The following is a 14319-nucleotide window of genomic DNA, read 5'->3' on the forward strand; positions in this document are numbered from 1 at the left end:
CTCTAATATGTATATTTTACTATATATTTACTACCATCACCGATATATTTTTTTACATCTTTACTTTTATTATTCGCTCCTAAAGTTGGGTCTAATAAAGACCAGTCTTTGCCATCAAATTCAATAATATTGTCTATCCAACCAGTTTCATCTACATAACAACTAATCCAGGCATGATATACTTCACCAACATAACCTACTTCGAGTTTTGTAGGAATTCCTTGAGATCTAAGCATCGCACAAGTTAAAGAGGCATAGTCGAAACAAATACCTGTTTTATCATTTAATGTTTGATCAGGATCAGGGACATAACCATATTGTACATTATTTGCTTTTTCTTTATCATATTTTATATTTTTAATAATGTAATTATAAACATTTGAAACAACATCTAAAGATGAATAGCATTTTTTAGCGAGTTGTTGTGCTTTTTTGACACAAAGAGAATCTTTATTAAATGAAATATAATAATTAGAATAAAGAAATGGTAGATACTCGTTTTCTAAAGAGACATCTATTTGTTGTGTAAAACAAGTTGCATAGAGATTTTTAGTCAGATCAACGGATTCTAAAACAGTTATTTTATAAGTACCATTTCCTCCTGGTAAAGGATATGTAACAAATTGATTTAAATACGTAACAGGATATGTATAATTATTTTGATCAGGAGAGGTTACTTGTATTTTAACTTTTTCATTATGTCCACTATAATTAACCATAATATATCCTGAAGATGTATGTGACGCATCAACACTTACGTTATTTTCTTGATAAGTAACTTGATAGTCGGTAGAAGGTAAATATAATTGTGGAGATGAATCACGTAATTTTTTTGATTCCTTTTTTGAATCATTGTTTGAACAGCCGGTAATACAAAAAAGACATGTCATTGTAGAAATAAAAAAAATAAATAATTTTTTTATTTTCATAAAATGCCCCCTTTGCTTATTCATCATTTATTATATCATATTCAAAGGAAGTTTGTCATAAATAGAAAGCTGATGTACAATAATAAAGAAATGAGGTGATCATCATCGCAAATTCAGGTAAAAGATGTTTATGTAGATGTATAAAGTCAATGAACATCATTATTGGAAAAGAAGAAAATACTTTATTTGAAAAAGGAGCAATCTATGATTGTGTTATTAAAGGAGAAATAAATGAACAACTTTATTATAAAGTATATGGTGATGAGTTCACTTTATCTTGTACAGAAAAAGAATTCCATCAAAATTTTTTGATTATCAAACATAAAAAGACGAATGAAGGAAAGTAGAAATTTTGAATTTTATAAGAAGTATGATAAAATAAGTTGCATAAAAAGGAGTAAAGAATATGGAACGTGTATATTATATTGATCATGTAAGTAATGATGATATCAATGCTTTATCTTTAAAGTTAAATAGTATGCAAGAAGTGTCACATATTAAAATAAATAAGGATTCTATTTCGTTTAATTGTGCACGACCAGATAATATACAAAACTATTTAGATGAATCAAAGATGGATTATGTACTTCAAGAAATGGTCAATCGAAAGAAAAGAGAGTATGTTTCTAATCAAGCAAAAGTAGAAAAAATCTTCATGTTTACGAATTTGGAAAGTGAAGAAGATGCACACGAAATACAAAACATTCTTTCTAAATATAGTGTTTATGAAAATGTTCAATTAGATTTTCAAAACAAACTTTTAACATTAACAACTTCAGCAAAAGCATTACCTCGTATTTCACGTATTGTTGAAAATGTTAATCCTGAAATACAAGTAGAACAATGGAAAAAGCCCTTTAAATCACAAGATTTATTTAATGAAAAATATGTACAAAAGTATGCAAGAATTGCTTTATTATGTGTAGGTATTGCACTTGGATTGGTTACTTTTGGAGATACTTCATTTTTAACTTATGTAGGATGGATGATAGCTTTACTTATTTGTAATGAAAAAGTACTTGTTGAAGCTAAAAGAGATTTACAGTTAAAAAATTATTTATCAGAAAATAATATCTTTTTATTAGCTTGTTTTATGGGATGGATCTATGGAGCATTTATTGAAGCGTTGGTTGTTTCTATCATGTATCAAGCTGGTAAACAATTGATTATGCAAGTAACACAATGGTCTATGGAAAAGATCGATGATTTAGTAGCACATCAAAACTTAGGAAGAAGATTGCGTAAAGGAAAAGAAGAAATGATTCCTTTAGGTGACTTTGATATTGGAGATGTTATCGTTGTCAATGAGGGTGAAACCATTCCTTTAGGTGGTAAAATTATTAAGGGAAATGCTAAATTGGATGTTTATGCCATTGATGGTAGTGATGTATGTATTAAATCAAAAATTGGAAATGAAGTTTATAGTGGAACTGTTGTTACAGAAGGATATTTACATGTAAAAACAACAGCTTTATATGAAGATTCAGCAATGTCTAAAGTTTTAGATATTGCGATGAATGCACCAATGTCTTCATCACATACAGAAAAAATTATTTTTAAAGTTTCTGATGTTTATTCTAAAGCTTTAATTATTGTTGGTTTAGTATGCTGTGTTGTTTTACCATTAATAAATTTAACAGATAATTTAAAATATATGTATTTAGGAATTATTATGTTGACTGTTTCTGGAAGTTTTGCCTATGTTCAAGGAGCATCCTTTACTTTACTTGCGGGAATAGCTAAAGCATTCTCTAAAAAAATTGCGATTAAAGAAAATAGCGGGTTGGATGATTTAAATACATGTACAACAATTATCTATGATCGTTTTGATGGTATTGAAACAACAGAAGAAGAAATGGATCTTTTTGAAAAAATCAAAGGATTACATAAATCATTGATTATTTTTAATGACGGACCGGTTGATTTAGAAAATGATGAATATACAATTTATAACAATTATAGTGTTGAACAAAAATTAAAAGTTATGGATAAAACACTTGTTGCTGGACCTGTTGCTTATATTGGAGATTGTGATAAAGATATTGCTTTACTTCAAAAGGCTTCTGTTGCCATTTCTCGTGGTGGTGTGCATAATGAAAAAGTACAACGTAATAGTGATATTATGTTGACGGATTCTAATTTTGATACAATTATTGATTTATTAAAAATAGCTAGAAAACAAAAGAGTATTAATATTGGAAATACTTTTATTGGGATTGTGATTAGCTTGCTTGTTGTATTATTAGCAGTTATTTCATTTATTCCTTGGTGGGTAGCTTGTTTAATTTATATTTTAGAATCAATACTTGTTTTATTGAATTCACAAAATATTGTAAGAATGTAAAATGCAAAGATTTCTTTGCATTTTTTTAGGAGAAAAAAATGAAAGTAAAAAAAGAAATGTTATTAATGGATTATCTATTGTTATCTTATAATCGCAAAAATGCTAAAAACTTATTAAAATATAAACAAGTTTATGTAAATAACCAACAAATTAGTCAGTTTGATTATTTATTACATGAAAATGACCAAGTAGAAATCAAAAAAGAAAATACATCTTCATTAGAGATTTTATATGAAGATCAAGAATTTGTTGTAATCAATAAACCTTCTGGTTTATTAAGCATGTCAGATGGTAAAGAAAAAGAAAAAACAGCTTATCATTATGTAAGTGAATATTTAAAAAAACAAGACAGAAAACAAAAAGTATTTATTGTTCATCGTTTAGATCGAGAAACATCTGGTGTTTTAATGTTTTGTAAAAATGAAAAAATAAGAGATTTATTACAAAAAGATTGGAATAAAATCGTTTATTTAAGAGGCTATATGGCTTTAGTAGAAGGTAAAGGCTTAAAAAATGGCACATTAAAAAACTATTTGGCAGAAAGTAAAAGTCAACAAGTTTATGTTACAAGTAAAGAAAAAGGGAAACTTGCGATTACGCATTATAAAGCCATTAAAGAAATGAAAAACCAAACCCTTTTAGAAATACAATTAGATACAGGTAGAAAAAATCAAATCAGAGTTCAATTATCAAATATTCATCATCCAATTGTTGGCGATAAGAAATATGGAGCAACAACGAATCCACTGAGAAGGCTTGGATTACATGCACATGCATTTGGTTTTATTCATCCTGTTACTAAAAAGAAATATGAATTTAAGGTGGATTGTCCAAAAGGATTTTATGGTAAAAAATAAGAGGTGAAGAAAATGGAATCTATGATTGAGTTTGTACATCAAAGGATAAAAAAACATAAATATCAAAACGGGATTGATTTTACGATGGGAAATGGTCATGATACACTGTTTTTAAGTGAATATTGTCATCATGTTTATAGTTATGATATTCAATCATTAGCGTTAAATAATACAAAAGAATTAGTAAAGAGAAAAAAGAATATTACTTTATTTTTAAAAAGTCATGAATATTTTGATGAAGATGTTCGAGATTTTGAGGTTGGAATTTTTAATCTAGGTTATTTACCAGGTGGCAATCATGAATGTGTAACACAGTATGAAACAACCTTAAAAACAATAAAAAAAGCTTTGGAACATTTAGTCAAAGGTGGATGTTTGTATGTGGTTGTTTATATTGGACATGATCAAGGGAAAGAAAGTACAAATTTGGATGCATATTTTCGTACTTTAGATCATAAACTATATAATGTAGCAAAGTTTGAGATGATGAATAAAAACAATTCGCCATATGTTGTTATTATTGAAAAAAGGTAAATCAAATCAGTAAAAACGTGCTATAATAAATATATAGAAAAGGGGAGATTATTATGGCAAAAAAAGTGAATATTGAAATTACAAATCCTGTAGGTCTTTATGCTTCTCCAGCTACTGAATTAGTGGATGCGGTTAAACTTTATAAAAGTCATGTGACGCTCAATTATAATGAAAAATCAGTAAATATGAAGTCTTTAATGGGTGTTTTGTCTCTTGGAATTCCTCATAAGGCAAAAATTGAAATTGTTGTAGAAGGTGAAGATGAAGGTACAGCAATGGATATGATTGTTGAAAAAATCAAATCACTTGAAATTGGAACAATCCAATAATAAAAATACGCAAAAGCGTATTTTTATTTTATCTTTTTAATATCCATATCTTTAGGTAAAACAAGACTTAGAATAATTGAAACAACAAAAACAACAGCAACGCAATTTCCAGCAAAAACATCTTGAATGATTTGTGGAAAAATATGCCCAATATTAGCTTCTGTTCCTGAAGTAAATCCAATTCCAACAGTTAATGATAAAGCAACAATTGTTACATTTCTTTGATTAAATCCAGCTTTAGAAATCATTTCAATTCCACTTGTAAGAATAGTATCAAACATCATAATTGTACAATCACCTAAAACAGATTCAGGCAATGATGAAAAGAAATTACCAATAGGTGGAAGTAAACCCGCTAAGATCATACAAATAGTTCCTGTAGCAATCGTAAAACGATTGACGAATTTTGTCATATTGATTGAACCAACATTTTGACTAAAAGAAGTAATCGGTGGACAACCAAATAATGATGAAATAGAACTACAAAAACCATCACAAGCTAAAGAACCAGAAATTTCTTCTTCTGTAACTTCACGGTTTAATCCTGAGTTTACAAGGGCTGAGTATCACCAATCGTTTCAGCAGCTGAAACTAAGAAAACAACGACGACAGCGATAATCGCGCCAAGATCAAACTTCATTTTAAAAGGAAGTAGATGAGGTAAAGCAATCAATCCACCATTAAAAATAACAGATAAATCTACTTTTCCCATAAAAATAGCAAGAATATAGCCAACAATTAAACCAAATAAAACAGATAATTGTTTCCAATATGATTTTGCGAAAATATTAAATAATAAACAAGCTACTAAAGTGATAATCCCTAAAAGTAAATTTTTAGCAGAGCCAAAACTTTCACTGTAACCTCCACCAAAAGAACGTGTTCCAACAGAAAAAAGTGAAAAACCAATGGACGTAACAACAGATGCAGCAACGATTGGTGTAATAATTTTTTCCAATAACGTGCAAATAGTCCTAAGCAACCTTCAATTAGTCCACCTATTAAAACTGCACCTATGGCACTTACATAACTATAAGTAGCACCTACATAGGTTAAGATAGCTACAAAAGTAAAGCAGACACCCATAACAATAGGTAAACGTGAACCGATTTTCTAAATAGGATATAATTGAATCAAAGTTGCAATTCCTGCAATAAACATTGCTAAGATATGCTGCAATCCAAAAGGAATTGCTTTTAAAATTGGAACTTTACCATCTAATTTGTAAAGATTTTCCATACTTGTGTTGTTTTCTTTTATAATTTCCCCCTTATTAATAAAAGGTAGTGAATTCTAATATGTCTTTATAAGAAAAATGATAATTTTCAAAAAAAGAGAACGTTTTTTTTAGAAATTTGAAGGAGATAAAAAAGTGTGGTATAGTGTAAAAGAAATAAAGAATGAAGGGGAATGAAGTTTATGGAAAACTTTATAAAGTTAATGTTGGCATTTGGTATTGGACTTTTATTAGTTTTACTTGCAATGCCTAAAGTCATCCCATTTCTACATAAAATGAAATTTGGACAAGTAGAAAGAGAAGAGGGATTAGAATCACATAAGAAAAAAGGTGGAACACCTACAATGGGTGGTGTTGTTTTTGTTTTAGCGGCAGTGATTGCGGCGTTTGTTGTAAATTATAAAAATATAACAAATCCTAATTTGATTTTAATTACAATTGTTTTAGTAGGTTATAGTTTAATTGGATTTATTGATGATGCTTTAATTATTTTAAAACATCAAAATGAAGGATTGAAAGCATGGCAAAAATTCTTGATGCAAGCTATTTTGGCAGTAGGATGTTATTTGTATCTAGAAAATTTTGTACCTGGTTTTACAACAGAAGTGACTATTCCAATTGTGAAAGTAAATATTGATTTTGGTTGGTTCTATGCTGTTTTAGTATTTATTATGTTTACCGGTGAAAGTAATGGTGTTAATTTATCTGATGGTTTGGATGGTCTTGCGACAGGTCTTTCAATGGTTGCAATTGCACCATTTATCATCTATGCTATTATGATTAAAGATTATACGATTGCAAGTTATGCTACAGCAATGGTTGGAGCATTACTTGGATTTATGTATTTTAACTATCATCCTGCACGTATTTTTATGGGAGATGTTGGTTCTCTTGGACTTGGTGGATTTTTAGCTATTTTAGCAATCCTAACAAAACAAGAATTATTGTTAATTGTTGTTGGTGGTGTCTTCTTAATGGAAACTTTATCAGTAATTATTCAAGTTGTTTCTTTTAAAACAAGAGGAAAACGTGTCTTTAAAATGGCACCAATTCATCATCATTTTGAAATGTTAGGTTGGTCTGAACAACAAGTAACGATTTCATTTTGGTTTATTGGATTTATTTGTGGTATTATCGCTATTGTGATAGGAGTTATGTAAAATGTTAACAGGGAAAAAGGTTTTAGTGATTGGTCTTGCTAGAAGTGGTAAGGCAGCAGTCAAGTTATTACAAAAGTTAAATGCAACAATTACAATCAATGAAGGAAAAGAATTAGAAAAGATTGAAGGATATCAAGAATACTTGGATGCAGGTATTGAAATTATTGCTGGTGGACATCCAGATGAACTTTTTGAAAGAGACTTTGATTTTGTTGTTAAAAATCCAGGAATTAATTATCATAAACCTTTTATTTTAAGATTAAAGGAAAGAGGTATTCCTGTTTATACAGAAATTGAATTGGCTTATCAAGTAGCTAAAAAACAACATTATATTGCTGTTACAGGGACAAATGGTAAAACAACAACTGTTACTTTGATTTATGAAATATTAAAAGCACAATATGAACATGTTCATTTTGCAGGTAATATTGGTAAACCTTTATGTGATGTTGTTTTAGAAAATAATTTATTAGAAGAAGAAAATCATTATATTGTTATTGAAATGTCTAATTTCCAATTACTAGATATTGATAAATTTAGACCAGAAATTTCAACTGTTATTAATTTAACACCTGATCATTTAGATTATATGGCTTCATTAGATGAATATTATGCTTCTAAGATGCGTATTTATGAAAATTGTGAAAGTGATGATGAAGTTTTTGTTAATAATATTGATGATGAAACTTTACAAGAATATTTACAAAGATATCATGTTTATTGTTGTGTTTTAACACAATCTTTAAATAAACCAGCTGATTGTAGCATTATTGATCAAGCGATTTATTTTAGAGGGGAACATATTATTGATTTAAAGGATATTAAGATTGTAGGAGATCATAATGTCCAAAATATTATGATTGCGACTACTATTTGTTTAGTTGCTGGAGTAAGTCCTCGAGTGATTAAAGATGTTGTGAGTCATTTTAAAGGGGTTGAACATCGTATTGAATTCGTTAGAGAATATAATGGTGTTAGAGTTTATAATGATTCAAAAGCAACAAATACAGATGCAAGTATTATTGCTTTAAAAGCTTTTAAACAACCGGTTATTCTATTAATGGGTGGTTTTGATAAAGGATTAGACTTACAAGAAATGTCTACTTATAATTCATGTATTAAAAAGCTCGTGACTTTTGGAGCGGCAGGTAAACGTTTTAAAGAAGATATGCATCATCAAAATGCTTATTATGAAGAAACTTTAAAAGATGCTGTTAATAAAGCATTTGAAATAAGTGAACCAGGAGATATCATCTTACTTTCTCCATCAACAAGTTCATTTGATGAATTCAAGGGTTATGAAGAAAGAGGAAGAATTTTCAAACAATATGTAAATGAAAAATAAGAGAGTACAAAGCATACTCTCTTTTTTTAATATTGATGTAAGGAGCTTTCTTGATTTAATTGCATCATATGTTTAAAGATAATTCGTCTCATATTTGTTTCACATTTAATTCACAAATATTTCTTTTTTATTATTTTATCTTTCTCTTTTCCTTCTTTCAATGGACGGATAGTCCAAAAAAAGAAGTCCCTTAGGACTTCTTGAAATACGTTTATCAAGTTTTACTTTTTTAACAATCTTTCTACTAAATCATCATTCACGATTTCATATCCATCAAAATGATAATCATACAATCCTTGACCTTGAGTAATAGAACGTAAATCAATCGCAAATTCTAATATTTCTACTTGAGGAATACGACAAACAAGTTTGATTAAACCATCATCTAAACTATCAGTTTCAAGGACTTTACCACGTTTTTTATTAACATGTGACATCAAATCACCTAAATATTCTTCATCAATATAAATGTTTAAAATGACATAAGGTTCTAATAAACATGGATCAAGATGTTTCATCGCTTCTTTAAAACACATCATAGTTGCTGTTTTAAAAGCTTGTTCACTTGAATCTACACTATGATAAGAACCATCTAATAAAGTAGCTTGTATACCTAAAACAGGATAATGACCAATAACTCCTTCTTTAACACTTTCAATCAATCCTTTTTCAACAGCAGGGAAATAAGCTTTTGGGACAGCCCCACCAAATACTTTTTCTTTAAATGTATAAGATTGACTATAATCTTTTGTTGGTTCAAAAAGAATTTCTACTTCACCATATTGACCATGACCACCTGATTGTTTTTTAAACTTTGTACGTTGAGTATAACTTTTACGAATTGTTTCACGATAAGAAACTTTCATATTACTTAATTTAACATCAATTTTAAATTTAGATTTTAATTTAGCAACAACACTTTCTAAATGAATATCTCCAATACCATAAATACATTGTTGTTTTGTTTCATGATTATTTTCAAATTTTAGAGTTTGGTCTTCTTCTAATAATCTTGTAATACCACTAGCAATCTTTTCTTCATTTGCTTTACCAATAGGTTGAATAGCTTTACCATAATATGGTTTAGAAAAATGAATAGGTTGGTATTTCATACGATAATCTAATGTACATAAAGTATCATTTGTTGAAGAATGAGAAAGCTTTGTCATACATCCAATATCACCAGCACATAATTCATCAACTTCAATAAGTTCTTTTCCTCTTTTTATGTAAAGTTTATTCACTTTTTCAACTTCATTTTTATTGACATTTAATAAAGACATTCCTGTTTGAATATGACCTGTACAAACTTTAAAAAGTGATTCTCTTCCTACAAAAGGATCAACAATTGTTTTAAAAATGAATAAAGAAGGTGGTAGACTTTCGTTAAAACCGATGATATCTTCTTCATGTGTATCAATATTTTCTACAATGATAGAATTACATGTATCACCTGCAGCAGGGAAGAAAGCAACCATTGAATTTAATAAAATTTGAATACCAATATTACTTGTTCCACATAAAACAGGAATCAATGTTTGATTCATAACTCCTTGACGTAAAGCCCAAGAAATTTCTTCTTTAGTAAAAGGTTCTTCATTTAGAAATTTTTCTAATAAATCATCATTTGTATTAGCGACAGCTTCATCAATCATTTCTTTGATAGGCATAACTTCATCCATCATATCTTCAGGAATAGGGAAAGGTTCTGTATGTTCTCCTTTAAAAATACGACCTTCCATTTTAGCTACGTTAATATAACCTATCATTTTATCATGATCCATGATAGGAACTTGAATTGGTGCAATTCCTTTACCATAGGCTTTTTTCAATTGATTTAATTTTTCTTTATAATTGGCATCTGGATTATCTAAGCCATTAATATAAATAATTTTAGCTTTATCTTTTGCTCTAAACATGGCTTGCTTTGTACCAATACTGATATCCTTATAAGAAGGAACAACAATGACAGCTGATTCTGCAACGTGTAAAGCAGCTTCTACTTCTCCTACATAATCAAAATTACCAGGAGTATCTAATAAATTAATTTTACAATAATCCCATTCTAAGGGAATAAGTGATAAATTAATTGAAGATTGACGTTTAATTTCTTCAACGTCATAGTCAGAAATAGTTGTTCCTTGACTAATAGTTCCTATTTGTTGAGAAATTCCTGCACGTTTTGCCATGGCTTCAATAACGCTTGTTTTTCCTGAACCAAGATGTCCTAAAACAGCTACATTTCCAATATTATTTGAGTGATATAAATTCATAGACATTCCCCTTTCTTATATAACTATTTATATTATACAATGATTTCTTTATATAAGAAAGCGATTACAACAAAAAAGAATAACCTTAGTTATTCTCTAAAATATCTTGTATTGTTTTTTGATTTCCTTTGATTTGTCCTTGAACCATATTTGCTTTACCGCCGCCTTTGATTTCAAAGTGACCTTTTAACTTATTTAAAAGCTCTCTAGAGTCATTGTTACTTGCAATTATAAAACGATAATTTTCATCTTTTCCTACAAAAATAGCTACATAATTAGAACACAATGGAAATAATTGATTTAAATAATATTGTTGTAAAGAACGATCTAGATCATTAGTAAAAATTAAATAATGATCTTGCTGAGGTAATGATTGTACTTGTTGATCAATTATTTGTTTTTTTAAGCTTGAAAGTTCTTGTTTTAATTGATTGTTTTCGTTTAAAAGTTGATCAATACCTTTTACAAGATCATCAGGTGGTAATGAAAGCTTTTGAGAAATATTTATTGCTTGTAGGTGCTTAGCTTGATAATCTACAAAAGCACGATGGCCACATACAAAATAGAGACGAATTCCATTTTTATGTTTCATGGCTTTTAATATTTTAATCATGCCAATTTCACTTGTTGAACGTACATGAGGGGCACAACAAGCGCAACAATCTACACCTTCGATTTCTACCAAACGAATTGCTTCATTGATTTCTTTTTTGCTTCGATAATCATAAAGATCAGCATCCTCTGGATAGAAACAATGAATGACTTTGTTATTTAAAATCACTTCATTGGCCTTAGCTTCTAATATCTGTAACTGTTGTTCATTTAAAAAGCCGTTATAATCCGTTGTAATTTCATGGTCACTTAAATGAAAACCACTATTATCAAAACCAAACATACTTTTTACAAGCCCTGATAAAACATGTTCACCACTATGATTTTGCATATTATTATAACGATAATTGAAATCAATCTTTCCTTTAACACTTCCCGAAAGAGGAGCATTGGTATAATGATGAATTTCTTGATTGATGATTTGTACATCAATGACTTCAACATCATTTAAAGTACCATGATCACAAGTTTGACCACCTTCTTCAGGAAAAAATAAAGTTTGATCTAATACAATATCATAATCATTTTCTCTTTTTGTACATGTTATGACTTGAGCTTCAAAAATTGTCAGATAAGCATCTTTGTCATAAAGTTTAATTGTCATATTATCACATCCATTCTTTCAAATCATACCATATTTAAATAGATTTGATAATATTATACATAATACCGATTTCAATCAAAGTAACAAGTAAAGAAGTCCCTCCATAAGACATTAAAGGTAAAGTTACACCTGTAACAGGAAATAATCCAACAACGACCCCTAAGTTAATGATAGTTTGTATTCCAATCATGGAAGTCATACCGATCATTAAAAAACTTCCAAAGAGATCGTCTACTTTTTTTGCATAATTGAAACAAGTAATAAATAAGTAAGCATATAAAAGAATTAATAAAATCCCTCCTATAAAACCAAATTCTTCTAAATAAATAGCAAAAATAAAGTCTGTTTGTGGTTCTGGTAAATAAAAATGTTTTTGAATGCTTTGATCAAAACCACTTCCTAAAATTCCTCCAGGACCAATAGCATAGAGTGATTGAATCATTTGAAATCCTGATCCTAATGGATCTTGAAAAGGATCTAAAAAAGCAAAAATTCTTTTCATTCGATAAGGGGCAGAAATAATCATTAAAATAATCATTAAAATTCCAGATAGTCCTAAAAAAATAATATATCGAAACGGGAAAGGGGTAATAATAATCATTAAAAGAATACTGCAACACATGACAAAGCCACTTCCAAAATCAGGTTGTAACATAATAAGAAAAAAGCCGATTCCCATAACAATAAGTGGTTTTAAACAATAACGTAGTTTTTTCATTTGGTGATAATGATGGCTGATATAGTCACTGACATAAATAATAAGCGCTATTTTATAGATTTCAGAAGGCTGTAAGGCAAAAAGTCCTAAATTAAACCAACTTCTTGAACCACCTCTGACAATACCTACTCCAGGAATGAGTACTAGAACTAAAAGAATTGTAGCAAGAATAATAATTTTAAGACTATGTTTTTGATAGAGGTGATAATCTATTTTAGAAAAGAAAAAAAGTAAAAGAAGACCGACTATTACAAAAATAGCTTGTCTTTTAAAATAATAGAAGCTGTCATTTTCTTTATATTGCGCCCATATATGTGAAGAACTATAGACCATTAATAAACCGATAGATAGAATAATAAATACAATAAGAAGTATTTTTCTTTTTTTCATAGTTACCACCGTTTTATTATATGTAAACTAATTTAAATTATTTTATAAAAAGTATATTTTTGATATATAATAAAGGCGAGAGGAATGTGATGTTTATGAAATTATTCTTAGTAGAAGATGCTACGATTTATATGATTTTATTACAAAAATTATTAGAAAATGACTTTCAAATCACATTATCAAAAAATATAGCTGACGCTAAAAAAATAATTGAAGATGAAGATTATCAATTTGATGTTATGTTGATTGATTTAATTACGCCAGGGACAATGGATTTGATTAGACAAATAAAAAAGAATAAAAGATTGTCACAAGTTCCTATTGTTGCTTTAACAGCAAGTGATAATCCTAAAGATTTAATACAAGCTTTTGATTATGGTATCTATGATTGTATTCAAAAGCCTATCTATGAAGAAGTAGTTTTACAAAGAGTAAAAAATGCAGCAAGTAATTATTTAAGATTGAAAGAATTAAAGAAATTACGAGAATCTTTAATGAATAATCAACAAATTGATGATTTAACAAAGATATATAAATTTGATACTGCTAAATGGCTTATTGATGAAAAATTAGATGAAAATAAAACAGGTCAAAAAATTTTGTTTGTATTTAAGCTAAAGGGTTTAGAAGAAGTGTACAAACAAGAAGGAAGTCATCGAGGAGATAAATTAGTAAAAGAAATGAGTGATTTCATTTCCATGAATTTTAAAAATATAGATATATTAGGGCGTGTTGATCAAGATGAATTTGTATGTTTTGTTAATCATATGATGTCTAAGGAACTTGCTTATGTAAGAAAAGAAGAACTTCTAAGAATATTTTCACAAAAGAAATTATCTGATATTTCTGAAAATATGGATTTACAAATAGGATATTGTAGAACTTGTGAAACTGTAAATTATGAAAAAATGTATCAAGCAGCTAAAAAGATGTTAACGAAATAAGAAAATTATTTCGTTTTTTTAATTTTTTAAAAGAAAAAATGAT

General features: G+C 28.5%; 15 protein-coding genes. 8 read left to right on the plus strand and 7 right to left on the minus strand.

Features of this window, described 5'->3' with window-relative positions:
- Positions 1-2: 2 nt before the first annotated feature.
- Positions 3-929, minus strand: coding sequence for a transglutaminase domain-containing protein (locus tag LJD32_RS09815; RefSeq protein ID WP_227392285.1), 927 nt, complete (start codon positions 927-929; stop codon positions 3-5).
- A 149-nt stretch (positions 930-1078) separates the two neighbouring features.
- Here LJD32_RS09815 and LJD32_RS09820 point away from each other — a divergent pair, with 149 nt between their 5' ends.
- From LJD32_RS09820 to LJD32_RS09840, 5 genes are read left to right on the plus strand one after another with little or no spacing between them, the layout of a single operon-like run.
- On the plus strand, positions 1079-1276 hold the full coding sequence (locus tag LJD32_RS09820) for a hypothetical protein (protein WP_022001418.1): 198 nt from the start codon (positions 1079-1081) through the stop codon (positions 1274-1276).
- A gap of 59 nt (positions 1277-1335) precedes the next feature.
- Positions 1336-3273: a hypothetical protein gene (locus tag LJD32_RS09825; protein ID WP_032089518.1), complete on the plus strand. Its 1938-nt coding sequence runs from the start codon at positions 1336-1338 to the stop codon at positions 3271-3273.
- A gap of 38 nt (positions 3274-3311) precedes the next feature.
- Positions 3312-4130, plus strand: a complete 819-nt coding sequence (locus LJD32_RS09830; RefSeq protein ID WP_032089519.1) for an RluA family pseudouridine synthase — start codon at positions 3312-3314, stop codon at positions 4128-4130.
- Positions 4131-4142: 12 nt separating this feature from the next.
- Positions 4143-4664, plus strand: coding sequence for a tRNA (mnm(5)s(2)U34)-methyltransferase (locus LJD32_RS09835; protein ID WP_227392286.1), 522 nt, complete (start codon positions 4143-4145; stop codon positions 4662-4664).
- Positions 4665-4717: 53 nt separating this feature from the next.
- Positions 4718-4993 (plus strand): HPr family phosphocarrier protein, encoded by a 276-nt coding sequence (locus LJD32_RS09840; protein ID WP_022001414.1) that lies wholly within the window; start codon positions 4718-4720, stop codon positions 4991-4993.
- A gap of 23 nt (positions 4994-5016) precedes the next feature.
- Here the strand turns inward: LJD32_RS09840 and LJD32_RS15355 are convergent, their stop codons facing one another.
- The 3 genes from LJD32_RS15355 to LJD32_RS15365 form a co-directional block, all read right to left on the minus strand.
- Entirely contained in the window at positions 5017-5508 is a 492-nt protein-coding gene (locus LJD32_RS15355; RefSeq protein WP_318532674.1) for a solute carrier family 23 protein, read from the minus strand.
- A gap of 35 nt (positions 5509-5543) precedes the next feature.
- On the minus strand, positions 5544-5951 hold the full coding sequence (locus LJD32_RS15360; protein WP_264472148.1) for a solute carrier family 23 protein: 408 nt from the start codon (positions 5949-5951) through the stop codon (positions 5544-5546).
- A gap of 155 nt (positions 5952-6106) precedes the next feature.
- The gene (locus tag LJD32_RS15365; protein WP_264472149.1) at positions 6107-6232 is read right to left on the minus strand and encodes a hypothetical protein; all 126 of its coding nucleotides are present in this window, start codon (positions 6230-6232) and stop codon (positions 6107-6109) included.
- A gap of 180 nt (positions 6233-6412) precedes the next feature.
- On the opposite strand from LJD32_RS15365, the gene mraY reads away from it, so the two are divergent.
- Positions 6413-7390 carry a phospho-N-acetylmuramoyl-pentapeptide-transferase gene (mraY, locus tag LJD32_RS09850; protein WP_032089521.1) on the plus strand — a complete coding sequence of 326 codons (978 nt, stop codon included), beginning with the start codon at positions 6413-6415 and terminating at the stop codon, positions 7388-7390.
- A gap of 1 nt (position 7391) precedes the next feature.
- Positions 7392-8735, plus strand: coding sequence for a UDP-N-acetylmuramoyl-L-alanine--D-glutamate ligase (gene murD, locus LJD32_RS09855; RefSeq protein ID WP_175301839.1), 1344 nt, complete (start codon positions 7392-7394; stop codon positions 8733-8735).
- Positions 8736-8956: 221 nt separating this feature from the next.
- Here the strand turns inward: murD and LJD32_RS09860 are convergent, their stop codons facing one another.
- The 3 genes from LJD32_RS09860 to ftsW all read right to left on the minus strand — a co-directional run bounded on the left by LJD32_RS09860 (position 8957) and on the right by ftsW (position 13332).
- The gene (locus LJD32_RS09860; protein ID WP_227392287.1) at positions 8957-11008 is read right to left on the minus strand and encodes an elongation factor G; all 2052 of its coding nucleotides are present in this window, start codon (positions 11006-11008) and stop codon (positions 8957-8959) included.
- Between the two features lie 85 nt (positions 11009-11093).
- Positions 11094-12224: an alanyl-tRNA editing protein gene (locus LJD32_RS09865; RefSeq protein ID WP_227392288.1), complete on the minus strand. Its 1131-nt coding sequence runs from the start codon at positions 12222-12224 to the stop codon at positions 11094-11096.
- Positions 12225-12258: 34 nt separating this feature from the next.
- Positions 12259-13332: a putative lipid II flippase FtsW gene (ftsW, locus tag LJD32_RS09870; RefSeq protein ID WP_117788878.1), complete on the minus strand. Its 1074-nt coding sequence runs from the start codon at positions 13330-13332 to the stop codon at positions 12259-12261.
- A gap of 89 nt (positions 13333-13421) precedes the next feature.
- Here ftsW and LJD32_RS09875 point away from each other — a divergent pair, with 89 nt between their 5' ends.
- Positions 13422-14276, plus strand: coding sequence for a response regulator (locus tag LJD32_RS09875; protein ID WP_227403817.1), 855 nt, complete (start codon positions 13422-13424; stop codon positions 14274-14276).
- Positions 14277-14319: the final 43 nt, after the last annotated feature.

Source organism: Faecalibacillus sp. TM498 (genome assembly GCF_020589955.1).
Lineage (GTDB): Bacteria > Bacillota_I > Bacilli_A > Erysipelotrichales > Coprobacillaceae > Faecalibacillus > Faecalibacillus intestinalis.